The 23,212-nt window shown below is 54.3% G+C and carries 23 protein-coding genes; 3 read left to right on the plus strand and 20 right to left on the minus strand.

The features are described from left to right. Positions 1 to 3 precede the first annotated feature (3 nt). A complete protein-coding gene (locus tag ACJ69_RS25555; RefSeq protein WP_059346341.1) occupies positions 4 to 1,323 on the plus strand; it encodes a hypothetical protein in 1,320 nt (439 codons plus the stop codon). Continuing rightward, positions 1,323 to 1,700, plus strand: coding sequence for a tail fiber assembly protein (locus ACJ69_RS01810; protein WP_096216684.1), 378 nt, complete (start codon positions 1,323 to 1,325; stop codon positions 1,698 to 1,700). Before ACJ69_RS25555 ends, ACJ69_RS01810 begins: the two co-directional genes overlap by 1 nt. A gap of 47 nt (positions 1,701 to 1,747) precedes the next feature. On the opposite strand, the gene ACJ69_RS01815 is transcribed toward ACJ69_RS01810, so the two are convergent. The 13 genes from ACJ69_RS01815 to leuS form a co-directional block, all read right to left on the minus strand. Continuing rightward, on the minus strand, positions 1,748 to 2,500 hold the full coding sequence (locus tag ACJ69_RS01815) for a YbeF family transcriptional regulator (RefSeq protein WP_407027161.1): 753 nt from the start codon (positions 2,498 to 2,500) through the stop codon (positions 1,748 to 1,750). A gap of 291 nt (positions 2,501 to 2,791) precedes the next feature. Further along, positions 2,792 to 3,433, minus strand: coding sequence for a lipoyl(octanoyl) transferase LipB (gene lipB / locus ACJ69_RS01820; RefSeq protein WP_059346342.1), 642 nt, complete (start codon positions 3,431 to 3,433; stop codon positions 2,792 to 2,794). A 94-nt stretch (positions 3,434 to 3,527) separates the two neighbouring features. Beyond that, positions 3,528 to 3,791, minus strand: a complete 264-nt coding sequence (ybeD, locus tag ACJ69_RS01825; protein ID WP_006177135.1) for a DUF493 family protein YbeD — start codon at positions 3,789 to 3,791, stop codon at positions 3,528 to 3,530. Between the two features lie 106 nt (positions 3,792 to 3,897). Then, positions 3,898 to 5,109, minus strand: coding sequence for a D-alanyl-D-alanine carboxypeptidase DacA (dacA, locus tag ACJ69_RS01830; RefSeq protein WP_014069323.1), 1,212 nt, complete (start codon positions 5,107 to 5,109; stop codon positions 3,898 to 3,900). Between the two features lie 139 nt (positions 5,110 to 5,248). Next, a complete protein-coding gene (gene rlpA, locus ACJ69_RS01835) occupies positions 5,249 to 6,361 on the minus strand; it encodes an endolytic peptidoglycan transglycosylase RlpA (protein ID WP_059346343.1) in 1,113 nt (370 codons plus the stop codon). A 16-nt stretch (positions 6,362 to 6,377) separates the two neighbouring features. Beyond that, positions 6,378 to 7,490 carry a peptidoglycan glycosyltransferase MrdB gene (mrdB, locus tag ACJ69_RS01840; protein ID WP_023310746.1) on the minus strand — a complete coding sequence of 371 codons (1,113 nt, stop codon included), beginning with the start codon at positions 7,488 to 7,490 and terminating at the stop codon, positions 6,378 to 6,380. Positions 7,491 to 7,492: 2 nt separating this feature from the next. Continuing rightward, entirely contained in the window at positions 7,493 to 9,394 is a 1,902-nt protein-coding gene (gene mrdA, locus ACJ69_RS01845; protein WP_023310747.1) for a peptidoglycan DD-transpeptidase MrdA, read from the minus strand. 28 nt (positions 9,395 to 9,422) lie between these two features. Continuing rightward, a complete protein-coding gene (gene rlmH, locus ACJ69_RS01850; RefSeq protein ID WP_023310748.1) occupies positions 9,423 to 9,890 on the minus strand; it encodes a 23S rRNA (pseudouridine(1915)-N(3))-methyltransferase RlmH in 468 nt (155 codons plus the stop codon). Between the two features lie 3 nt (positions 9,891 to 9,893). After that, a complete protein-coding gene (gene rsfS, locus ACJ69_RS01855) occupies positions 9,894 to 10,211 on the minus strand; it encodes a ribosome silencing factor (protein ID WP_023334893.1) in 318 nt (105 codons plus the stop codon). Between the two features lie 269 nt (positions 10,212 to 10,480). Then, a complete protein-coding gene (nadD, locus tag ACJ69_RS01860; protein ID WP_029740134.1) occupies positions 10,481 to 11,146 on the minus strand; it encodes a nicotinate-nucleotide adenylyltransferase in 666 nt (221 codons plus the stop codon). Next, positions 11,139 to 12,170 carry a DNA polymerase III subunit delta gene (gene holA, locus ACJ69_RS01865; protein WP_059346344.1) on the minus strand — a complete coding sequence of 344 codons (1,032 nt, stop codon included), beginning with the start codon at positions 12,168 to 12,170 and terminating at the stop codon, positions 11,139 to 11,141. Before holA ends, nadD begins: the two co-directional genes overlap by 8 nt. After that, positions 12,170 to 12,739: an LPS assembly lipoprotein LptE gene (lptE, locus tag ACJ69_RS01870; RefSeq protein WP_054830202.1), complete on the minus strand. Its 570-nt coding sequence runs from the start codon at positions 12,737 to 12,739 to the stop codon at positions 12,170 to 12,172. Before lptE ends, holA begins: the two co-directional genes overlap by 1 nt. Before the next feature lie 14 nt (positions 12,740 to 12,753). Continuing rightward, positions 12,754 to 15,336 (minus strand): leucine--tRNA ligase, encoded by a 2,583-nt coding sequence (leuS, locus tag ACJ69_RS01875; protein ID WP_047648409.1) that lies wholly within the window; start codon positions 15,334 to 15,336, stop codon positions 12,754 to 12,756. A 214-nt stretch (positions 15,337 to 15,550) separates the two neighbouring features. Between leuS and ACJ69_RS01880 the strand changes: the two genes are divergently transcribed. Further along, the gene (locus ACJ69_RS01880) at positions 15,551 to 16,033 is read left to right on the plus strand and encodes a zinc ribbon-containing protein (RefSeq protein WP_029740138.1); all 483 of its coding nucleotides are present in this window, start codon (positions 15,551 to 15,553) and stop codon (positions 16,031 to 16,033) included. A 54-nt stretch (positions 16,034 to 16,087) separates the two neighbouring features. Here ACJ69_RS01880 and rihA read toward each other — a convergent pair whose 3' ends face one another. The 7 genes from rihA to corC form a co-directional block, all read right to left on the minus strand. Next, complete coding sequence (gene rihA, locus ACJ69_RS01885; RefSeq protein ID WP_054830203.1) at positions 16,088 to 17,029, minus strand: pyrimidine-specific ribonucleoside hydrolase RihA; 942 nt, start codon at positions 17,027 to 17,029, stop codon at positions 16,088 to 16,090. Positions 17,030 to 17,149: 120 nt separating this feature from the next. Next, complete coding sequence (locus tag ACJ69_RS01890) at positions 17,150 to 17,875, minus strand: amino acid ABC transporter ATP-binding protein (RefSeq protein WP_059346345.1); 726 nt, start codon at positions 17,873 to 17,875, stop codon at positions 17,150 to 17,152. Continuing rightward, complete coding sequence (gltK, locus tag ACJ69_RS01895; protein ID WP_023334900.1) at positions 17,875 to 18,549, minus strand: glutamate/aspartate ABC transporter permease GltK; 675 nt, start codon at positions 18,547 to 18,549, stop codon at positions 17,875 to 17,877. The genes ACJ69_RS01890 and gltK overlap by 1 nt, the downstream gene beginning before the upstream one ends. After that, complete coding sequence (locus tag ACJ69_RS01900; RefSeq protein ID WP_023310756.1) at positions 18,549 to 19,289, minus strand: amino acid ABC transporter permease; 741 nt, start codon at positions 19,287 to 19,289, stop codon at positions 18,549 to 18,551. The genes gltK and ACJ69_RS01900 overlap by 1 nt, the downstream gene beginning before the upstream one ends. A 155-nt stretch (positions 19,290 to 19,444) precedes the next feature. After that, complete coding sequence (locus ACJ69_RS01905) at positions 19,445 to 20,350, minus strand: amino acid ABC transporter substrate-binding protein (RefSeq protein ID WP_008501049.1); 906 nt, start codon at positions 20,348 to 20,350, stop codon at positions 19,445 to 19,447. Between the two features lie 402 nt (positions 20,351 to 20,752). Further along, positions 20,753 to 22,291, minus strand: coding sequence for an apolipoprotein N-acyltransferase (gene lnt / locus ACJ69_RS01910; RefSeq protein WP_047648403.1), 1,539 nt, complete (start codon positions 22,289 to 22,291; stop codon positions 20,753 to 20,755). Positions 22,292 to 22,296: 5 nt separating this feature from the next. After that, positions 22,297 to 23,175 carry a CNNM family magnesium/cobalt transport protein CorC gene (corC, locus tag ACJ69_RS01915; RefSeq protein WP_021242574.1) on the minus strand — a complete coding sequence of 293 codons (879 nt, stop codon included), beginning with the start codon at positions 23,173 to 23,175 and terminating at the stop codon, positions 22,297 to 22,299. Positions 23,176 to 23,212 lie beyond the last annotated feature (37 nt).

Consider the following 23,212-nt stretch of genomic DNA (forward strand, 5'->3'; position numbering starts at 1 on the left):
GAAATGCAAAATTTAATGCCACCAGTAAACACACCAGATAACCTCTTTCATGATGGTAATCCGGTGACGGGCGAGCTGGGAACAATAGTCGAAGCTGAACATCTCAATAATGAGCAATCAGCTATTCGTGATGTTCAGAGAGAACTGATTAATGTTCTTACTGCTGCAGGAATCGATGTTGACCCTAATAATCATCAACAATTACTTACAGCGTTAACAGTCATCTTAGTCTCTGCTACAGGCGGTGACTACAATGGCACTTTCCGTTTCAAAAAAGTCAGTACATTACCCTCTATCGACAACCCATCCTCCCTTTTCAGCGCAGAGGGGAATCCCGCCCAGAACACCCTTGTTGCGGGTGTAGAAGCTGCATGGCATGCGCATAAAGTACGTGCGGGTGTTCTCCGTGACAGCGGTATTAACGTCTTAGGTTATGCTGTTGAAATCGACGGAAACAGGCAATTTCAGACCGACCTCAACGGCAATCTGATTGCAACAGCAGCACTCTACGAATCAGGCGGGACTGGAAATCCGGTCCGAGCCTATTCCCCGAATAACCCTCCACCGCAACAGGACTTATCAGGTTATCTGAAAAAAACTGACGTTGGTACGACAGCTGGCTCTGTCGCAGCAGGTAATGATTCCAGGATAATCGGCGCTCTGCAGTTGAATAATCGTCTGTCTGAAATTGCTCAGGCTGGAGCTGCGGCACAACAGCAAGCGATTGATAATCTTGGGGGCATTCATGGGCGGCTTGTTGGCTCCCGTGCGTATACCTCTTCGGGTACGTATGTTCCCGGTGCGGGCATTAAATATGCACGCGTCACCGTCACAGGTGGTGGCGGTTCGGGTACGGGGACGCCGGGCGGGGGATATCGCGGCGCAGGTGGTGGAGCCGGTGGCACGGCCATTAAGTATCTGGCCCTCACTGCTGGAAGCTATCAGGTGAATGTAGGTGAAGGCGGGAAATCAGGTAATGCTGGCGGCACCAGTTCCTTCGGCACTCTGGTTTCAGCTACTGGCGGAAGTGGTGCCACTGGTGCCACTGGTGGTTATGGTGGTGAAGGGGTTGGCGGTGATATCAATATTGCTGGCGGCGCTGGAGATGACTCTCCTGGAGATAACACCGGTTCAACTGGTGGCGGTGGCGCTGGCCATGGTGGTGCTTCTTACTGGGGCGGAGGTATGAGATCCAGCACTGAAACGGGCGCTATTAGCATCAAAGCAGCTGCCGGTGGTGGCGGTGGTGGCAACGTATCCAATGGTGGTGCGAATGTTCAGCCAGGTAGTAATGGCATTGTATATATTGAGGAGTTCGTCTGATGAAATATGCACGCATTGATGGCGGGATTGTCGTTGAGTTATTCGAAACCGATGGTGATATATCTCAGATGTTCCATCCTGACCTTAAGTGGGTGGATGTCACGAATATCAAACCACAGCCGGATTTTAACTGGTGCTATGACGGTAAGGCGTTTACAGCTCCAGTCGTCGATTTTATGAAACTGGCAGAGCAGGAAAGGTCGTATCGCCTGCTTGAAGCGGAGCGGATTACCGCCGACTGGAAAGTTGAGCTTTCGCTGGGGATCATCATTGATGATGACAAAAAATCGCTGATTGCATGGATGGAGTACATCAAGGAAGTTAAGCTGGTAGATACTTCAACAGCCCCGGACATCACCTGGCCTGTTAAACCGTAAATTCGATAAAGCGTTTATTATTGCACCGTGCGTAATCCTGTTTTTTTTCAGGGTTCGGCGGTGCAATTTTTTTTGCTTTTCAGTGCGAAAAATTTCGCCGCGCTACAAATGCGCTGACGAAGTGCATGATTAGATTGCCCTTTGGTCATGAAAGATGAGTGATCGTAGTTGCGCAGGTTTTCGATGGTTAACGGCTCGCTAAGAGCAGGATGCTGCTGGCGGCAAACCAGTACCAGGTTATCCGCATAAAGCACATTTTGCCCCAGCGCTCTGGCACTGAAGCTGCCGCTTTCAATAATCAGGTCCGTCTGGAACTGGGCAAGCTGAATGTCAGGTTCATTGAGAGGCACATTGCGAAGCAGGAGCTGCGGAGCATGTTCTTTCACGGCCTGGAAGATCGCCGGCATCACCAGCACCCCCACAGAAGGGGAACAACCGATGGTGATGGTTCGCTGCTTATCATAGCTCCCGGTTAAATCCAGTGCGCCCAGAATCGACTCCAGCCCCTGGCTGATGTACTCATGGAGATGCGTGGCATAAGCCGTCGGCGTTACCCCCTGGCCCTTGCGGATAAATAATGGGTCAGGAAATATAGCGCGAAGCTTTTGGATTGACTGGCTTATTGCTGATGGCGTGAGATTAAGAATTTTCGCAGCGTTAACGATACCCTTATGGACATATACCGCCTCAAAAATAGTCAGTAAATTGAGATCAATATTACGTAAAGTCCGAAAAATTTGCGGCTTGTCTTCGCCACCGGGTTCATTCAGTCGTTTGGCTGGTAAATTATTATACTCCACGCTTTCACTCCGTATACATTCACAATATGAATGATAGTTGAATTTATTTATTATGCTTGTAGAGATTCGTAAAGTGTTGGTTTTGTTTCACTTGTTTATCAAAAGCAAACAGTTGAGTGATTATTGCTCACGTTACTTATGCCGTGTTTGCCTTGCTTGCTGGAGGCTAAATAATATGTAGCGGTAATATTCGGGCGCTTCGAAAATATAGAATCTGTGGATTATTGTAAAGTGCAAAAGCGGTAAATAAACAGTGGCCCGCCAAATTATCGAGCCCTGTTGTATGATGTATTAAGCAGAGATATATTCGTGTGGTGGATTGTTAAGTAGTGCTAAAACGTTCTTCAAAAGCACTGGACGAATAGTTTCTGGCGTAGCGGTTTCAACCCAATGGCGTACCTGCGTCATTTCCATGCCGGCATAGCCGCAGGGGTTAATGCGCTGGAAAGGCGCGAGGTCCATATTAATATTCAAGGCCAGGCCATGGAATGAGCAGCCTTTACGAATACGCAGCCCCAGGGAGCAGATCTTCATTTCCCCAACGTAAACGCCCGGCGCATCGGCGCGTGGATGCGCGTCAATACCATATTCCGCCAGCGTGTTGACGACAGTTTGTTCCAGTAAGGTAACCAGTTCACGTACGCCAAGCTTTCTGCGTTTCAGATTGAGCATGACGTACATCACCTGCTGTCCGGGCCCATGGTAAGTGACCTGACCGCCGCGATCGCTCTGGATAACCGGGATATCTCCCGTCATTAGCAAATGTTCTGCTTTACCCGCCTGGCCCTGCGTAAATACCGGCAGGTGTTCGACCAGCCAGATTTCATCCGGGGTGCTGTCATCGCGTGAATCGGTGAAGTCATGCATAGCCTGGGAGACAGGCTCATAAGGTTGCAGGCCGAGGTGACGGACCAGAATTTTATCCTGATACAAAACTGCGTCTCCGAAGACGAGGGACAAAAGGTGTGGGGGAGTATATCACAGCGGGGAGAGGGGTTACCCGGCAAACCGGGTAACCGCAAAGGGACTACAGCACCATACGAACAATTTCGATATTGCCGAGCTCTTCGTACAACGTTTCAACCTGCTCAATGTGTGTCGCAGTGATGGTAATAGAGACAGAGTGGTAGTTGCCCTTGCTGCTTGGTTTTACTGACGGAGAGTAGTCACCCGGCGCATGGCGCTGTACCACTTCAACCACCTGATCAACCAGCTCAGGTTTCGCCAGACCCATTACTTTGTAGGTAAATGAGGTAGGGAATTCAAGCAGTTCGTTAAGTTTGGTTTTCATGTCAGCTCCGGCGTAACGTCAAAAAATAATAACTCCCACGTCAGGTGGGAGTTATCAGGATACTTAGTATATGGGGATCAAAATCACACTTTCAAGTGTTCAATTTTTAACCAAACCAGTGGTGGAACATCAATTTAATGTAATCAATGATTTTGCCGAAGAAATTGCCTTCAGGAATTTCTTGCAGGACAACCAGCGGACGCTGATCGATCGTTTTTCCATCCAGCTGGAAGTTGATTGTGCCCACAACCTGGTTTTTCTGCAGCGGGGCATGCAGCTCGGTGCTGTTCAGCACGTAGCTGGCTTTCAGATCCTTCATACGACCGCGTGGAATGGTCAGGTAGAGATCTTTATCAACGCCGAGTGAAGCACGGTCGTTGTCGCCGAACCAGACGGGTTCAGACGCAAATTCTTTGCCTGCTTTCAGTGGGTTCACGGTTTCGAAGAAGCGGAAGCCCCAGGTCAGCAGTTTCTTGCTTTCTGTTTCACGACCTTTAAAGGTGCGGCCGCCCATCACGGCAGAGATCAGACGCATCTGACCTTCAGTGGCAGAGGCCACCAGGTTGTAGCCCGCTTTGTCGGTGTGGCCAGTTTTGATGCCGTCAACGTTCAGGCTGTTATCCCACAGCAGGCCGTTACGGTTGGTCTGACGAATGCCGTTGAAGGTGAACTCTTTCTCTTTATAGATAGAGTATTCATTAGGGACATCGCGGATCAGCGCCTGACCAATCAGGGCCATATCACGTGCGGAGCTGTACTGACCGTCTGCGTCCAGGCCGTGTACGGTCTGGAAATGGCTGTTTTTCAGACCCAGCGCGGTAACGTAGCTGTTCATCAGGCCCACAAAGGCATCCTGGCTACCGGCGGCGAAATCGGCCATCGCCACGCAGGCATCGTTACCAGACTGCAGGTTGATACCACGAATCAGCTGGGAAACAGGAACCTGCATACCCGGCTTCAGGAACATCAGAGAGGAACCTTTGAACACAGGGTTTCCGGTTGCCCACGCATCGTTACCGATGGTGACCAGATCCGATTCTTTGAATTTACCTGCCTTCATCGCCTGGCCGATAACGTAGCTGGTCATCATTTTGGTCAGGCTGGCCGGATCACGGCGGGCATCGGCATTCTGTTCTGCCAGCACTTTGCCAGAGTTGTAATCGATCAGGATGTAGGATTCCGCGTCGATTTGCGGAACGCCAGGGATCATGGTCTTGATATTCAGGTCATCGGCGTGAGCTGCAGAGAGCGCAGCAGCGCAAAGGGCCGTGGTCAGCGCCATGCGCTGCACAAAACGAGCAGAAAAAGTGGTCTTCATGGTCAGAACTACGACATCCGTGATGGAATTAAAAAAAGTGCCTTACTATAGCAAATGCTATTCAGGCAGGCATCCGACTTTAAGCATGAGTTTGTGAATGTGTTTTACACTAACTGACAATTCGGATACCGCCGGTTAATTATTTCGCAACAGCGATAAATGACTGAAGTTGAGCTTCATTCTGCAGACGCTGCTGCAGGGACGCGGCCTGCGATTTGCTGGCAAACGGCCCCATCTGAATGCGCCAGACCGCGCCGTTTTGCTCAACGCGTCCTGGTACGCCAAACTGCTGGCTCAGACGCTGTTGATACTGTTTGGCCCGGGCCTGATCGCTCACTGCGCCTACCTGAACCACATAGCTGCCGCTGGCCGCTGCTGGAGCCGCCACCGCCGCACTTTGCGTGGCCGCTGGCGCCGTTACGGGAGCCGGCTGGGTCGCTGGCACAGCAACGGGAGCAGGGGCCGGAGTTGGCTCACTGCCTTCCAGCACGCCCGAGGCTAAGGTCGTCGGTGCGCCAAGAAAGCCGCTACTCTTTACCGGCGCGCCGGTAGAATCCTCGCTTTGCAGCGTGTCATTGCTGATCGGGCGTATTTCTCCCCCCGGCTGAGCAGGCTCTGCCGGAGACGAGACGCTTCCCATTCCGCCGTCAAGATTTGGGCGGTCAGGAAGGGCATAGGTCTGTTTTGCCACTGTCGTACAGGCGGTACCCGGCCCGGAGAGCGAACCATCCTGTGCGACGATAATCGGATCAATACGGACTTTGGTGTTGTTCGAAGTGTTCAGGCGATCGGCAGACGCGCGCGACAGGGAAATCACCCGGTCATTTCCGTAAGGACCACGGTCGTTGATCCGCACGACGATCATACGGCCATTCGCCAGGTTGGTGATACGGGCGTAGCTCGGGATCGGCAGCGTCGGGTGTGCTGCCGTCAGCTGCATTGGGTCGAACGCTTCCCCGGAAGCCGTCAGGTTACTGCCTGGCTCGGCATCATAAATGGCGGCAAAGCCCGCCTGACTGAAACGGGAAGGATCCTGAACAATTTTATAGCTTTTGCCGTCGCGCTCGTAATCCTGATTGGCACTGGCATTCAGCGGTTCATAAACGGGATCGGCACCGCTGATTTCAACGATCGGGCCATTACACACCGCAGGCTGCGGCGGCGCGACGGTTGCCTGTTGCTGACCATCATCACTTGTGCAGGCCGCAAGTAAACTTGCCGCGATGCAGATCCCCAGCCACTGCTTACGCATTCCGATCCCCTTATTTTTATACGCTTTTTGACAACATTTTTCTGTGGGTATGGATCGACATCACGATACCAAACCCGGCCATCAACACGATCAGTGCCGAGCCTCCGTAACTCACCAGCGGCAGCGGTACGCCTACCACCGGCAGAATACCACTCACCATACCAATATTTACGAAGACATAAACGAATAAAATCAGCATCAACCCGCCAGCCATGACGCGACCAAAAGTGGTTTGCGCGCGTGCTGCAATCCACAATCCCCGCATGATCAGCAGTACGTACAGCGCCAGCAATATTAAGATGCCAACCAGCCCCAGCTCTTCCGCCAGTACCGCAAAAATAAAGTCGGTGTGGCGTTCCGGTAAGAATTCCAGCTGCGACTGCGTGCCGTGCAGCCAGCCTTTACCGCGCAGGCCGCCGGAGCCAATCGCAATCTTGGACTGAATAATATGATAGCCCGCGCCCAGCGGATCGGTTTCCGGATCGAGCAGCATCATAACGCGCTGGCGCTGGTAATCATGCATCAGGAAGAACCAGAGGATAGGAATGAACGCCGCAATCAGCACCACCGCGATACCAATCAGGCGCCAGCTCAGTCCCGACAGGAAAAGAACAAACAGGCCGGAGAGGGCGATAAGAATTGAGGTGCCAAGGTCAGGCTGTGCCGCAACCAGCAGCGTCGGCAGGAAAATCAGCACCAGCGCGATGGCCGTGTTTTTCAGCGACGGCGGACAGACGTCGCGGTTGATAAAGCGCGCCACCATCAATGGAACGGCGATTTTGGCAATTTCCGAGGGCTGGAAGCGGACAACGCCCAGATCCAGCCAGCGCTGCGCCCCTTTTGAAATGGCGCCAAACGCATCTACCGCAACCAGCAAAATAATACAGAAGATGTAGAGGTAGGGCGCCCAGCCTTCGTAGACGCGCGGCGGGATTTGCGCCATCACCACCATGATGATCAGACCCATAGCGATCTGGCCGATTTTGCGCTCCATCATGCCGATGTCCTGGCCGCTGGCGCTCCAGATAACCAGGGCGCTGTACACCAGCAGAGCCAGCAGGATCAGCAGCATGGCTGGGTCGATGTGGATTTTATCCCACAGCGATTTTTTATTTGGATTATCCGTCATGATTATTGGTCCTCCGCCGCAGCGGCGGCCGGGTTTTCAGCCGGCAGTTCGGTGTTGTTATCACCCAGCATAATGTGGTCAAGGATCTGGCGCATGATGGTCCCTACTGCTGGCCCGGCACCGCCGTTCTCCAGAATCATCGCCACCGCGACCTGCGGGTTATCATAAGGGGCAAACGCCGTCATCAGCTTATGGTCACGCAGACGTTCAGCAATGCGGTGCGCGTTATAGGTTTCATTGGCTTTCAGACCAAATACCTGGGCAGTACCGGACTTTGCGGCCACTTTGTACGGCGTACCGGCGAAGTACTTGTGCGCGGTACCGTTCGGGCGGTTTGCCACGCCGTACATACCGTCTTTCGCAATTTCCCAGAAGCCGGAATGAATGTCACCCACCGGGGCCTCGTGCGGCTGGTTCCACGGCACTTTTTTGCCGTCTTCAACCGTGCTCTGCAGCAGATGAGGCACTTTTACCACGCCGTCATTGATGAGGATCATCATGGCTTTGTTCATCTGAATCGGCGTCGCTGTCCAGTAGCCCTGGCCGATACCCACCGGAATGGTGTCACCCTGATACCACGGTTTTTTAAAGCGCTTCAGCTTCCATTCACGCGTTGGCATGTTGCCAGAACGTTCTTCTGAAAGGTCCACGCCGGTGTAATGCCCGTAGCCGAATTTGCTCATCCACTCTGACAGACGGTCGATACCCATGTCATACGCCACCTGATAGAAGAAGGTATCCGCAGACTCCTCCAGCGATTTGGTGACGTTCAGATGACCGTGGCCCCATTTTTTCCAGTCACGATAGCGCTTGTCTGAACCCGGCAGTTGCCACCAGCCCGGGTCAAACAGGCTGGTATTACGGTTGATGACGCCGGCACTCAGCGCAGAGACCGCCACGTACGGTTTAACCGTTGATGCCGGCGGGTAAACCCCTTGCGTCGCGCGGTTGACCAGCGGCGTGTTCGGGTCATTCAGCAGACCGGAATAGTCTTTACTGGAAATTCCGTCAACAAAGAGGTTCGGGTCATAGCTAGGCATGGAGACCATCGCCAGGATGCCGCCGGTACGAGGATCGGTGACCACAACGGCTGCACGGCTGCCCGCCAGCAGGGTTTCGATATACTGCTGAAGTTTAAGATCGAGCGTCAGATAGACGTCATGCCCCGCCTGAGGCGGCACTTCTTTCAGCTGGCGGATCACGCGGCCGCGGTTGTTAACCTCAACCTCTTCATAGCCGGTTTGCCCATGCAGGACGTCTTCGTAGTAACGTTCGATCCCCAGCTTACCGATATCGTGCGTAGCAGCGTAGTTGGCCAGCTTGCCGTCTTTATCAAGGCGGTCGACGTCTTTGTCGTTAATCTTGGAAACGTAGCCAATCACATGCGTCAGCGCGGAGCCGTAGGGATAGTAGCGACGCTTATATCCTTTCACTTCCACGCCGGGGAAACGGTACTGATTCACCGCAAAGCGGGCCACCTGGACTTCCGTAAGATTGGTTTTAACCGGAATCGAGGTGAAGCGGTGAGAGCGGGCGCGCTCTTTTTTGAAGGCCGCGATATCGTCATCGTTAAGGTCGACAACGCTTTTCAGCGCTTCCAGCGTATCCTGAACATTATCGACTTTTTCCGGCATCATCTCGATTTGATAGATGGTGCGGTTCAACGCCAGCGGAGTGCCGTTACGATCGTAAATAATGCCGCGGCTGGGTGCGATAGGCACCAGCTTAATGCGGTTTTCGTTTGAACGCGTCTGGTAGTCGGTAAAGCGGACAATTTGCAGATTATAGAGGTTGGCAATCAGCACGCCGGTAAGCAGCAAAATCCCGGTAAAGGCGACCAGCGCCCGGCGCACAAACAGCGCGGACTCAGCCGTATAGTCGCGAAAAGAATTCTGTAGTTTCATCCGCTGCTTAATCTACCCTGGTCAGTCATTACTCGCGGTGATAGGGGTGGTTGGTAGTAATGCTCCACGCGCGATACAGGCTTTCTGCCACCAGTACCCGGACGAGCGGGTGGGGAAGCGTCAGCGCGGAGAGAGACCAACTTTGTTCAGCCGCCGCTTTGCAGGCAGGGGATAACCCTTCTGGTCCGCCAATCAACAGACTGACGTCACGACCATCCTGCTTCCAGCGCTCCAGTTCTTGCGCCAGCTGCGGCGTATCCCAGGGTTTACCTGGAATATCGAGGGTGACGATGCGGTTTTTGCCTGCGGCAGCCAGCATCAGTTCGCCCTCTTTATCGAGAATACGTTTGATATCAGCGTTCTTGCCGCGCTTACCGGCGGGAATTTCCACCAGCTCGAACGGCATGTCTTTTGGAAAACGACGCAGATATTCAGTAAAACCGGTTTGTACCCAGTCCGGCATTTTGGTGCCGACGGCGACCAGCTGCAACTTCACGCATTAACCCCAGAGTTTTTCCAGCTCATACAGGCGACGGCTCTCGTCCTGCATGACGTGGACAATCACATCGCCGAGGTCGACTACTACCCAGTCAGCCGTCGCTTCACCTTCAACACCCAGCGGTAACAGCCCTGCTGCACGCGATTCCTGAACCACGTGATCGGCAATTGAAACAACATGACGCGTCGATGTACCGGTGCAGATGATCATGCAGTCGGTAATACTGGATTTACCCTTAACGTCGATAGCGATGATGTCCTGACCTTTCAGGTCATCAATTTTGTCAATAACAAAATCCTGGAGTGCTTTACCCTGCAAGTTTTCCCCCTGGGGTGAATGAGATTGTAAAACTTTGAATTCGTAGCCAGACAGTATACCTGAACTCACGCCTGCGTCGGGACAAATGTCTCCGGCCGGGCTTTTGAAGGCGGGTATCATCCCACCCTCCGCCTGAGATTGCATTGCCATTTTTGTAAAACAATTTCTGTAAAGCAACGATCGGCGGGAAAGTCTGGCAGCGGAGAATAACAGTATGGCTTACCCTGTCAAGGCAGGATAAACAATAAGACGCTTTTTATGCTCTCCGGCTATTCATCTGCGCTTTTCTGGTACAAACCGTGCGCATGGATATAGGCCAGCACCGGGGTTGGCAGCAGATCGTCACACGCTAAACCCTGCTGTAAACGCTCGCGAATGAGGGTTGCAGAGATATCGAACCACGGCGTTTCCGCCAGATAGATCTTCCCGGCAGGCTGGTTGTGAAGATCTTCAACATTATCGGTGAGATGGTCTTCCAGCCACTGCTGGTACTGCTCTTCGCGCATGGTCAGCGGATAGCCAGGACGGCGGCAGACGAGCAGGTGGCTGTTCTCCAGAATGGTTTCATACTGATGCCACGTAGGGAAATTCAGCAGGGAATCCTGGCCGATGATAAAAGCCAGCGGCTGGTCTGGTCCTTGTTCGGCGCGCCACTCCTGAAGCGTCTGAGACGTCCAGGAGGGCGTGTCGCGACGCAGCTCACGCTCGTCAAGGCGGAATAGCGGTTTATCTGCGATGGCAAGGGCAAGCATCTCTTTTCGCTGCTCGCTGGTCGCCTCGGGCTGTGGACGATGGGGCGGGACATTGTTGGGCATGATGGTGACGCGCTGAAGTCCGATCAGATTCGCCAGAATTTCAACCGGCTTCAGATGGCCGTAATGTACCGGGTCGAAGGTGCCGCCATATAAGGCCTGTAAAGAATGCATACTATCCATCAATAAAAACGTCTGCCAGCGCCTTGTGGCAGAGCAGCAGAGAAAGGCTTTCCAGCTCCGCCCAGACCGACTGGCCGTAATCTTGTTTTAACGTGAGCTCAGCGCGCATCAGAAGCTGCACAGCCTGACGAAGCTGTTCATGACTCAGGCGGTTGACGGCCTCGGTGATCAAAGCGCGGCGATTTTGCCACACGCGGTGTTTATCAAACAGCGAACGCAGCGGCGTATGGGTAGACTGACGCTTGAGCGTAATCAGCAGCAGCAATTCGCGCTGTAGCGTACGCAGCAGAATAACCGGTTCGCTCCCTTCGAGACGCAGCTGTTGCAGAATATGCAGGGCGCGTTTGCTCTTCGCCGACAGCAGCGCGTCCACCCAGTGGAACGGCGTGAAGTGCGCCGCGTCGTTAACGGCCTGCTCGACGCGCGGCAAGGTCAGCTTGCCATCTGGCCAGAGCAGGGAGAGTCTGTCCAGCGCCTGCGCCAGGGCCAGCAGGTTACCTTCATAGCAGTAGCAGAGCAGTTGGTTCGCCGCATCATCCAGCTGAAGGTTGTTCTGCTTCGCTCTCGCTGCCACCCATTTGGGCAGATGCGCCTGTTCAGGCGTCTGACAGGTGACCTGCACCGCGTGGGCTGCAAGTTGGGTGAACCACGCCGCATTTTCCTGCGCTTTGGTGAGCTTGTTGCCGCGCACAATCAGCAGCAGATCGCTGTGAAGCAGGCTGACCAGCGTCGCCAGCTGTTCATTGATGGCCGCGTTAGGGCCGTTCTCAGGCAGCAGGATCTGAATAGTCTGGCGCGACGCAAAAAGGCTCATCGCCTGACAGAGTGAGAAGAGGGCATTCCAGTCGGTGTTGTTATCCAGCTGGACGGTGTGGTGTTCATCGAAGCCCTGAGAGGCGGCCTCATGCCGCACGGCATCCAGGCTTTCCTGAAGTAATAACGGATCGTTTCCAAGAAGCAGATACGCCGCGCGCAGCCCTTCTTTGAGCTGCGCGCGGAGTTGTTCAGGATACAGCCTGATCATCATTTACCCAGAGAGTTAGCAGCAGGAAGCGTGCTAGCAACCGGTTTTTCAACAATGTCAGAGCCTTGTCTGGTAGACGCTGCAATAGCTGGCAGTTTACGGATCAGCTGTTCTGCCACCTTGTCGTACATTTCGTTGATGATAATCTGCTGTTCGGCATCTTTTGCCAGCGCCGTCTGCGGGTTATCGAAGAACGAACGGTACACTTTAGCGCTGATTGGGTAGATGTCTTTGCCTGGGATCAGAACGGCTGCGTTGACCGTCATAACCATCTGGTATTCAGCGGTACGACCATCCTGGAAGATAGATGCCGTATCTTTGCCGAGAGTCATCCCCAGGACACGCAGAGAGGGAATGTCCTGGCGCAGCGTTTGTTTCTCAACAAGCTCAACGCCGTTCAGACGCAGCTGATTACGAATTGCCCGGCTGAGTGGACCATTCGGATCTGATGAGTCGAAAATCATCGTTTTCATCTCAGCAGGCACCGCCGTGGTATTGCGCAGGTGCCAGCCACAGCCGGCGGTGACAAGCACCGCCAGTGATAAGAGTATTGTTGCCAGTTGTCGCACGTTTCCTCCCGCGCTTAGCCAACGACCAGATTGAGCAGTTTACCCGGTACGTAGATCACTTTACGTACGGTAACGCCCTCAAGATATTTTGCGACCAGAGGTTCCTGGCCCGCGCGCTCGCGAACCTGTTCTTCGGTTGCATCGACCGCCACGGTAATTTTACCGCGGACTTTGCCGTTTACCTGGACCACAACCAGCGTCGTGTTTTCCACCATCGCTGATTCGTCAGCCTGCGGCCACGGCGCGTTGTCGATATCGCCTTCGCCTTTCAGCTCCTGCCACAGGGTGAAGCTGACGTGCGGAGTGAACGGGTTCAGCATGCGAACAACAGCAAGCAGCGCTTCACGCATTAAGGCACGATCCTGCTCGCCGTCCTGCGGAGCCTTCGCCAGCTTGTTCATCAGTTCCATAATAGCCGCAATTGCGGTATTGAAGGTCTGACGACGACCAATATCATCGGTCACTTTCGCAATCGTTTTATGAACATCACGACGCAGTGCCTGCTGATCTTCAGTCAGTGCGGCGGCGTTAAGCGCCGGGGCATCGCCCAGTGCAGTGTGTTCGTAAACCAATTTCCAGACGCGTTTCAGGAAGCGGTTCGCCCCTTCCACGCCAGACTCCTGCCATTCCAGGGTCATGTCCGCCGGAGAGGCAAACATCATGAACAGACGCACGGTATCCGCACCGTAACGCTCAACCATCACCTGCGGATCAATACCGTTGTTTTTCGACTTGGACATCTTGCTCATGCCGGTGTAGACCAGTTCATGACCTTCGGCGTCTTTCGCTTTAACGATACGGCCCTTCTCGTCACGCTCGACGATCGCATCAACCGGTGAAACCCAGTTACGCTCGCCGTTGGCACCAACGTAATAGAACGCATCTGCCAGTACCATGCCCTGACACAGCAGCTGTTTTGCTGGTTCGTCAGAGTTCACCATGCCTGCATCGCGCATCAGTTTGTGGAAGAAGCGGAAGTAGAGCAGGTGCATGATGGCGTGTTCGATGCCACCAATGTATATATCTACCGGCAGCCAGTAGTTTGCCGCATCGGAATCGAGCATACCGTCCTGATACTGCGGGCAGGTGTAGCGCGCGTAGTACCAGGATGATTCCATAAAGGTGTCAAAGGTGTCGGTTTCACGCAGCGCAGGCTGACCGTTAACGGTGGTTTTTGCCCACTCCGGATCGGCTTTGATCGGGCTGGTGATACCGTCCATGACCACGTCTTCCGGCAGGATCACCGGCAGCTGATCTTCCGGGGTTGGCATCACGGAGCCATCTTCCAGCGTCACCATCGGGATTGGCGCACCCCAGTAACGCTGACGGGACACGCCCCAGTCGCGCAGACGGAAGTTAACTTTACGCTCGCCCACGCCCAGAGAGGCCAGCTTATCGGCGATGGCGTTGAAGCCCTCTTCGAAGCTGAGACCGCTAAATTCACCGGAGTTGAACAGGGTGCCTTTTTCAGTCAGCGCGTGTTCAGACAGGTCTGGTTCTGAACCGTCAGCCGCCAGGATAACAGGCTTGATGGTCAGGCCATATTTGGTGGCAAATTCGTAGTCGCGCTGGTCGTGACCCGGAACAGCCATCACGGCGCCTGTGCCGTATTCCATCAGAACGAAGTTGGCGGCCCAGACAGGGATTGCTTCGCCAGTCAGTGGGTGAATGGCTTTAAAGCCGGTATCAACCCCTTTTTTCTCCATCGTCGCCATGTCGGCTTCGGCCACTTTGGTGTTGCGGCACTCGTCGATGAAGGTGGCCAGCTCCGGATTGTTTTCCGCTGCTTTCTGCGCCAGCGGGTGACCTGCGGCTACGGCCAGGTAGGTCGCGCCCATGAAGGTGTCCGGACGGGTGGTGTAGACAGTCAGGGTCTGGTCGTAGTTCTCAACGTTGAAGGTAATCTCCACGCCTTCAGAACGGCCGATCCAGTTGCGCTGCATGGTCTTAACGGTATCTGGCCAGTGATCCAGGTTATCCAGATCGTTCAGCAGCTCATCAGCGTAAGCGGTGATTTTGATAAACCACTGTGGGATCTCTTTACGCTCAACTTTGGTGTCACAGCGCCAGCAGCAACCGTCGATAACCTGTTCGTTCGCGAGAACGGTCTGGTCGTTCGGACACCAGTTAACGGCAGAGGTCTTCTTATATACCAGGCCTTTTTTGTACAGCTCGGTGAAGAACTTCTGCTCCCAGCGATAGTATTCCGGGGTACAGGTTGCCAGCTCGCGGCTCCAGTCATAGCCAAAGCCCAGCATTTTGAGCTGGTTTTTCATGTACGCGATGTTGTCGTACGTCCAAGGTGCCGGTGCGGTGTTGTTTTTGACCGCCGCGCCTTCCGCAGGAAGACCGAACGCATCCCAGCCGATAGGCTGCAGAACGTTTTTGCCCAGCATGCGCTGGTAGCGTGCAATCACATCGCCGATGGTGTAGTTACGCACATGGCCCATGTGTAGTCGACCAGAAGGATAGGGAAGCATCGACAGGCAGTAATACTTCTCTTTGCTCTCGTCTTCGGTTACTTCAAAGGTGCGCTTCTCGTCCCAGTGTTGCTGGACTTTTGATTCTATCTCTTCCGGGCGGTATTGCTCTTGCATGGCAGCCAGTGGTCCTGTTTTCAATACAGCTACAAATGTAGCCAATGGATGTGGTAATTCAGATCCGCATAGCATAGCCCAAACGCCCGCGTCAAAACAGCCTTTCGCACAAATGCGCTTTGCAGGAATTTACCGGGTCTGTGCTTCACCTGACAAAGCGGCGATGAAATAAGGTCTATTATTAGAAATAGTTACTTACCCGGGAGGCAAAATGATGAACAAGGTTGCTCAATTTTACCGCGAACTGGTGGCGACACTGACGGAACGGCTGCGTAACGGCGAGCGAGATATCGACGCGCTGGTGGAGCAGGCGCGTGCCCGCGTGACGCAAACGGGTGAGTTAACGCGAACCGAAGTGGAAGAGGTGACTCGCGCCGTGCGTCGCGATCTGGAAGAGTTCGCTCGCAGCTACCAGGAGAGTCAGGAGGAGGTCACGGACAGCGTTTTTATGCGGGTGATTAAAGAGAGCCTGTGGCAAGAGCTGGCCGACATCACGGATAAAACGCAGCTGGAGTGGCGCGAGGTCTTTCAGGATTTGAACCATCACGGTGTTTATCACAGTGGTGAGGTGGTCGGCTTGGGAAATCTGGTGTGCGAGAATTGCCACCATCATATTGCGGTGTATACGCCGGATGTTCTACCGATGTGCCCGAAATGCGGCCACGATCAGTTCCAGCGTCGGCCGTTTGAGCCCTAGAAAAGCAAAACTGTTTGCACCCTCTCCCCGTGGGAGAGGGTTGGGGTGAGGGCATCAGGCCGCACTATAGTAAGCAAGTCTCTCCGCCAGCAAATCCACAAACGCCTCGCGATCGATGTCCACCATCACCGTGGTATTCGCTTTATTCCCCGTCAGCGAGTAGTAATCCACCACCGTCATTCCCTGGGTGTATTTTCCCTGCGTCTCAACGCCGACCCATCTGTCCACCGTGGTGAACATCTCCGGCTTCAGTAGCCAGGCAATGGTGCTCGGGTCGTGCAGCGGCGCGCCGTGGAAGCCCCACTTCTCGGCTTTGTGATACTCCATAAAGAAGTCGAGCAGCTCGGCCACGGTTGTCGCAACCGGGTTGCCCACCGAGCGGAAACGCTCAATATCGTCCGCCATAATCTGCGCGCGGTGGGTAACGTCCAGTCCGGCCATCACAATAGGCAAGCCGGACTGGAAGACGATTTCCGCCGCTTCCGGATCGACAAAGATGTTGAACTCCGCCGCAGGCGTCCAGTTCCCCAGCCCCATGGCCCCGCCCATAATCACAATACGGGCAATTTTATTATGCAGCTCAGGATGGCTGTTCAGCAGCAGCGCAACGTTGGTTTGCGGTCCGGTTGCCACCAGCGTTACCGGTTCCGCGCTTTCGCGCAGCACCTTCGCCATCAGCTCCACGGCGGTACAGTTTTGCGGCGTGAAACCCGGCTCCGGCAGTGCCGGACCGTCCAGCCCGCTTTCACCATGAACGCTGTCGGCAATAATCAGCTCGCGCATCAGCGGCTTCACGGCCCCGCCGGCGACAGGAATATCGGTGCGTTTGAGCAGCGTGAGCATGCGCAGCACGTTGCGCAGGGTTTTGTCTGGCGTCTGGTTTCCGGCGGATGAGGTGACGGCTTTCACGTCGAGTTCAGGGGAGGCAAGTGCAAGGACGAGCGCGATCGCGTCATCATGACCCGGATCGCAATCGAGAATAATAGGCTGTGCCATAGCGTTCTCCATACGTAGCGTTATTTTGTGACAAGGTTAACGCTGCAATGTGACGCCGACGAGAGGAAGTGAGTGAAAGCGTGAAGCAGTGCGCAATCCGCAGATTGCGCACCGGGAAGATTAGTGCAGGATTTTCGCAAGGAAGTCTTTGGCGCGGTCGGATTTCGGGTTAGCGAAGAACTCTTCTTTCGGTGAGTCTTCGACAATTTTCCCTTCGTCCATAAAGATCACGCGGTTGGCCACTTTACGGGCGAAGCCCATTTCGTGGGTCACCACCATCATGGTCATCCCTTCGTGAGCCAGCTCGACCATCACGTCCAGCACTTCGTTGATCATCTCTGGATCGAGCGCCGACGTTGGCTCATCAAACAGCATTGCCACCGGATCCATACACAGCGCGCGGGCGATCGCCACACGCTGCTGTTGGCCGCCAGAAAGCTGTGCCGGGAACTTATCGGCATGCGCCGAAAGCCCAACGCGTTCCAGGAGTTTCAGACCTTTCTCGCGCGATGCTTTTTTATCACGCTTAAGCACTTTTACCTGCGCCAGCGTCAGGTTCTCAATAATGGAGAGGTGAGGGAACAGCTCAAAGTGCTGGAACACCATGCCAACATGAGAGCGAAGCTGAGCGAGGTTGGTTTTCTTGTCGTTGACCCTGGTGCCGTTGACGACAATCTCACCCTGCTGCACCGGCTCCAGTCCGTTGACGGTTTTGATCAGCGTCGATTTACCGGAGCCGGACGGCCCGCACACCACCACCACGTCACCTTTTTTCACTTCGGTGGAGCAGTCGGTCAGCACCTGAAAGTGCCCATACCATTTAGAAACATTTTTCAGGGAAATCATTATACCGTCCTTTTCTTCAGCCAGCTGACCAACAGCGACGCGCTTAAACTAATCACAAAATAGACCGCACCCGCGAAGAGCACCATCTCGACCTGCGTACCATCACGTTCACCGATGGTTGACGCGGTACGGAAGAAGTCTGCCAGACTCAGAACGTAGACCAGGGAGGTATCCTGGAACAGCACGATGCCTTGGGTCAGCAGGAGCGGAACCATGGCGCGAAACGCCTGCGGCAGAATAATGAGCTGCATGGACTGCCAGTGCGTCATCCCCAGCGCCAGCGCAGCGCTGGATTGCCCGCGGGAAATACTCTGAATGCCCGCTCGGATAATCTCCGAGTAGTAAGCGGCCTCGAACATTGAGAACGCCACCATGGCGGAGATCAGACGGATATCGGTTTTCGGCGACAGCCCCAGCACGTTCTGCAGGAAGCCGGGCACAATCAGGTAAAACCACAGCAGCACCATCACCAGCGGGATGGAGCGGAACACGTTAACGTAGGCGGTCGCAAACCAGGCGAACGGCTTAAAGCTCGACAGGCGCATGACGGCCAGCAGGGTACCCCAGACGATACCAATGATGATGGCGATAACGGTGATTTTTAAGGTAATCACCAGGCCATCAAGCAGGTAAGGCATGGATGGAACGATAGAACTCCAGTCAAATTCGTACATTATTTGCCCCCCAGATTACCCGGCAGGCGGATTTTGCGTTCAACCAGGTTCATCACCAGCATGATGAAAGCGTTAATCAGAACATACGCGAGCGTGATCGCGGTGAAGGATTCCCACGCGTGAGCGGAGTAATCCAGCAGCTTGCCCGCCTGCGCGGCCATATCGACCAGGCCGATGGTTGAGGCGATGGCCGAGTTTTTCACCAGGTTCATCATCTCAGAGGTCATCGGTGGAACGATAACGCGGTAGGCGTTAGGCAGCAGCACGTAGCGGTAGGTTTGGGGCAGCGTCAGGCCCATTGCCAGGCCCGCGTTTTTTTGTCCGCGCGGCAATGACTGAATGGCGGCACGCACCTGCTCGCAAACGCGCGCAGCGGTAAAAAGCCCCAGACACATCATGGAGGAGACAAAGAACTGCACGTTCGGATCCAGTTCCGACTTGAACCACATGCCAATATTTTCGGGCAGCAGTTCAGGGATGACCAGATACCAGGTAAAGAATTGCACGATCAGCGGAACGTTACGGAACAGTTCCACATACAGGGTGCCAAGCGTTGAAAGAAAACGGTTAGGGACGGTGCGCAGAATACCGAACAAAGAACCGACAAGAAACGCGATGATCCACGCCGTTATCGATAATGCCACGGTGACCTGAAAGCCGCTCCACAGCCAGCCAAGATAGGTGGTGTTGCCGAACGGGGCTTGTTGCAGGAATATGCCCCAGTTCCAGTCTATTGACATAATAAACTCCAGAAAAAAAAGGGTAGCAGCGCTACCCTCGAAGATTGGTGAGAAGCTCATTTTTCGCGCTGAGTGGGGAACGACCACTCAACGTATAGTCTGTCCATGCTTCCCGACAATCGAGAGGGCAGGAGATCCCGCCCCTGTTGTTCTAATTAGTTAAGAGCCTTGTCATTTGGAGATTTGAACAGCGCTTTCATGTCGTCAGACAGTTCAAAATTCATGTTCAGGTTTTTTGGTGGAATCGGGTTCTTGAACCACTTATCGAACCATTTTTCGGCTTCGCCGGAGGTCTGCACCTGAGCGATGGTGTCATCGATCAGCTTTTTGAACTGCGGATCGTCTTTACGCAGCATACAGCCGTAGGCTTCTTTGGACTGCGCGGTACCGACGATATCCCAGTTGTCTGGTTTTTTCGCTTTCGCACGTTCGCCCGCCAGCAGGGCGTCATCCATCATAAACGCGACGGCACGACCGCTTTCCAAGGTACGGAAGGAGTCGCCATGGTCTTTCGCGCTGATGATGCGCATATCCATTTTCTTCTCGTCGTTCAGCTTGTGCAGCAGCACTTCTGACGTGGTACCGGAGGTCACAACAACCGCTTTGCCTTTCAGGTCAGCGAAGTCTTTGATCTCACCGCCTTTCTTCGTCAGCAGACGGGTGCCCACGACAAAGATAGTGTCAGAGAAGGCAGCCTGTTTCTGGCGCTCGAGGTTATTGGTGGTGGAGCCACACTCGAAGTCAAAGGTGCCGTTTTGCAGCAGTGGAATACGGTTCTGTGAAGTGATTGGGATCAGCTTCACCTGCAGGTCAGGTTTGTTCAGCTTTTTCTTCACAGCTTCAACGATGGCGTTGGAGTAATCCTGTGAATAGCCCACGACTTTTTGCGTGTTGTCGTAGTAAGAGAACGGGACTGAAGATTCACGGTGGCCGACCACGATCACGCCGTTTTTGGCAATCTTGTCGAGAGTGCTGCCTGCTGCAGGCGCATCTTCAGCGTGAACCACGCCTGCAGACATTCCCATAACCAGCATTGCTGTGGCCAGTTTACGTAATTGCATACCCAACTCCTTTTTTATCAGCGCCAGAGACGCTTTGATACCCATTGTGATGTTGTTATATCTCGCGCAGTGCGAGTGCAGTGTTATGCAAGCTTGTTAACATTTAGTCTGGCTTAATGTAAAGATTTTGCTGCGTTATTGTTTATTTTTGCGAAGCGCGCCGCACCAATCAGAGGCAAATATCTCCCGTTGCACCGTTTCGGTGCTACCGATGATCTACGCTGGTGCGACAAAGTTGCACGTTAAGCCAAACTGCGTTTACCTGAATAAACAAAGCAATATCCGTGCCAGAATGGGAGTCTGGAGAAAATTGTCGGGTGGCGGCAACGCCTTACCCGACCTACAGCATGGGAAACCAGGCCGGGTAAGCGTCAGCGCCACCCGGCAACAGAAGGGAAGGTTTTATTTACGACGCTGACGCAGGCTCATCAGCACTGCGCCAAAGCCGAACAGCACGGTCAGTATCCACAGCGGCCAGTTGCCGGTGCGCGCGTATGGCGTCAGCCCCGTGGTTGGCGTGACTTTAGTGGTCAGTACCTCACGGGTAAACTGCGGGATCATCGCCTGAATCTCGCCCTGCGGACCAATCACGGCGGTGATGCCGTTGTTGGTGCTGCGCAGCAGCGGACGCGCCAGCTCCAGGGAGCGCATACGTGCCATCTGGAAGTGCTGCCACGGGCCGATTGACTTACCAAACCACGCATCGTTGGAGATGGTCAGCAGGTAGTCAGTATCCGGGCGGAAGTTATCGCGCACCTGCTCGCCGAGAATGATTTCGTAGCAGATGGCCGCCGTCAGGGCCAGGCCGTGCGCGTGCAGCTGAGGCTGTACGTACGGGCCGCGGCTGAAAGAGGACATCGGCAGGTCAAAGAACGGGGCCAGCGGGCGCAGAATCGACTCCAGCGGGACAAATTCACCAAACGGCACCAGATGATTCTTGTTGTACCGATCAGTGGAGTGATAGCTGTACTCGCTATCTTTCCCGAGCGTAATGATGCTGTTGTAGGTGTCGTAGCGGTTCTGCTGATTCAGACGCGCATCGACAATCCCGGTGATCAGCGTGCTGCCGCGCGCCAGCAGCAGGTCGTTCATCATGTTGAGGAACGGCTGCTGGTTAATTTCCAGATCGGGGATTGCAGATTCCGGCCAGATAATCAGCTGGGATTTACCCATCACCTCTTCGGTGGCGTTGGCGTAAATCTTCAGCGTATTCAGCAGCTCTTTCTCATCCCATTTCATAGACTGCGGGATATTCCCCTGGACCATGGAAACCTGCATGGCGCGCTCTGGCACAGGCGTGAACCACTGGATATAGCGCAGCGGGAAGGGCAGGGCAAACAGCACCAGCGCCACAGCCAGCGGCTTCCAGCAGCGTGTGACCAGCGCTAATACCAGCAGGCCGCTCACCACCATCAGCAGGAAGTTGATGGCCTCAACGCCCATTACCGGTGCCAGCCCTTTCAGCGGGCCATCAATCTGGCTGTAGCCAAACTGCAGCCACGGGAATCCCGTCAGCACCCAGCCTCGCAGGAACTCGGTTATTTGCCAGACCACCGGTGCGGCAATAGCGACGCGCAGCCACGTGGTTTTTGGCCACAGGCGAGAAAGGATGCCGGCGAACAGACCGGTATAGAGCGAGAGATACGCGGCGAGCAATACCACCAGGAAGACGTTTACCGGGCCTGGCATACCGCCAAACTGGGCGATGCTGACATAAACCCAGTTGATGCCTGAGCCAAAGAGCCCCAGCCCCCAGAAGTAACCGATGGCAGCAGCCTGTACCGGACGACGATTCAGGGTCAGGCCCTGAAGCCCCATCAGGGAGAGAATGGCCGCGGGCCAGATATCGTAAGGAGAGAAAGCCAGCGTACCGCTGGCTCCAAGTAACAGCGCCAGCAGCAAACGGACGCGCTGGCGTTCAAGCAGTGGGGCAAATGCCATTTACATTAATCTTCCAGTTTTGGCACCGGTGAGTCGTCCGGCGTTCTGACGTGAACCTGTATAATACGTCGGCTGTCGGCCATTGCCACTTTGAACTGGTAACCGTCGATGTCAACGGTCTCACCGCGCGCCGGGAGGTGACCAAAGGCCTGCATCACCAGCCCGCCAATGGTATCGACCTCTTCATCGCTGAAGTGGGTACCGAAGGCGTCGTTGAAATCCTCAATCGAGGCCAGCGCACGCACGGTCCAGGTGTGGCGGCTAAGCTGACGGAAGTCGATATCTTCTTCTTCGTCGTACTCGTCTTCGATTTCGCCCACGATCAGCTCAAGGATATCCTCGATCGTGACCAGACCGGAAACGCCACCAAATTCATCAATAACAATCGCCATGTGGTAACGCTGAGAGCGAAACTCTTTCAGCATCCGATCCACACGTTTACTTTCCGGCACAACCACGGCCTGGCGTAACACTTTTTCCATGCTGAAGGCTTCGGCATCGCTGCGCATAAACGGCAGCAGATCTTTCGCCATCAAAATCCCTTCGATGTGATCTTTGTCTTCGCTGATGACCGGGAAACGCGAGTGGGCGGATTCGATGATCACATCGAGGCACTCGTCCAGCGTCTGGTTACGTTTCAGGGTGATCATCTGCGAGCGGGGGATCATGATATCGCGAACGCGCTGGTCGGCGATGTCCATAACCCCTTCGAGCATTTCGCGCGTATCTTCGTCGATAAGGTCGTTCTGCCCGGAATCACGAATCAGCTCCAGCAGTTCATCACGGTTTTTGGGTTCGCCGTGGAAAAGCTGGTTCAGAATGAGGGAGAAAAATCCCTTTTTACTGGTTGTCGTGTCGCTACTGTGTGAATTGTCGTCGCTCATGGCGTTTGTTAAGGGTTCTCTTGTTAGTTCAACGTTT

Origin of the sequence: Enterobacter asburiae, assembly GCF_001521715.1 — a bacterium.
Taxonomy (GTDB): Bacteria; Pseudomonadota; Gammaproteobacteria; order Enterobacterales; family Enterobacteriaceae; genus Enterobacter; species Enterobacter asburiae.

Coding starts and splice junctions, on each gene's coding strand:
- dacA (WP_014069323.1), bottom strand. CDS start 5,109: ATGAAGACCACTTTTTCTGCTCGTTTTGTGCAGCGCATGGCGCTGACC.
- nadD (WP_029740134.1), bottom strand. CDS start 11,146: ATGGATAGTATGCATTCTTTACAGGCCTTATATGGCGGCACCTTCGAC.
- gltK (WP_023334900.1), bottom strand. CDS start 18,549: ATGTACGAATTTGACTGGAGTTCTATCGTTCCATCCATGCCTTACCTG.
- ACJ69_RS01880 (WP_029740138.1), top strand. CDS start 15,551: ATGAACAAGGTTGCTCAATTTTACCGCGAACTGGTGGCGACACTGACG.
- ybeD (WP_006177135.1), bottom strand. CDS start 3,791: ATGAAAACCAAACTTAACGAACTGCTTGAATTCCCTACCTCATTTACC.
- holA (WP_059346344.1), bottom strand. CDS start 12,170: ATGATCAGGCTGTATCCTGAACAACTCCGCGCGCAGCTCAAAGAAGGG.
- mrdA (WP_023310747.1), bottom strand. CDS start 9,394: ATGAAACTACAGAATTCTTTTCGCGACTATACGGCTGAGTCCGCGCTG.
- rihA (WP_054830203.1), bottom strand. CDS start 17,029: ATGGCACAGCCTATTATTCTCGATTGCGATCCGGGTCATGATGACGCG.
- lnt (WP_047648403.1), bottom strand. CDS start 22,291: ATGGCATTTGCCCCACTGCTTGAACGCCAGCGCGTCCGTTTGCTGCTG.
- rlpA (WP_059346343.1), bottom strand. CDS start 6,361: ATGCGTAAGCAGTGGCTGGGGATCTGCATCGCGGCAAGTTTACTTGCG.
- corC (WP_021242574.1), bottom strand. CDS start 23,175: ATGAGCGACGACAATTCACACAGTAGCGACACGACAACCAGTAAAAAG.
- ACJ69_RS01810 (WP_096216684.1), top strand. CDS start 1,323: ATGAAATATGCACGCATTGATGGCGGGATTGTCGTTGAGTTATTCGAA.
- leuS (WP_047648409.1), bottom strand. CDS start 15,336: ATGCAAGAGCAATACCGCCCGGAAGAGATAGAATCAAAAGTCCAGCAA.
- ACJ69_RS01905 (WP_008501049.1), bottom strand. CDS start 20,350: ATGCAATTACGTAAACTGGCCACAGCAATGCTGGTTATGGGAATGTCT.
- ACJ69_RS01900 (WP_023310756.1), bottom strand. CDS start 19,289: ATGTCAATAGACTGGAACTGGGGCATATTCCTGCAACAAGCCCCGTTC.
- ACJ69_RS01890 (WP_059346345.1), bottom strand. CDS start 17,875: ATGATTTCCCTGAAAAATGTTTCTAAATGGTATGGGCACTTTCAGGTG.
- mrdB (WP_023310746.1), bottom strand. CDS start 7,490: ATGACGGATAATCCAAATAAAAAATCGCTGTGGGATAAAATCCACATC.
- ACJ69_RS25555 (WP_059346341.1), top strand. CDS start 4: ATGCAAAATTTAATGCCACCAGTAAACACACCAGATAACCTCTTTCAT.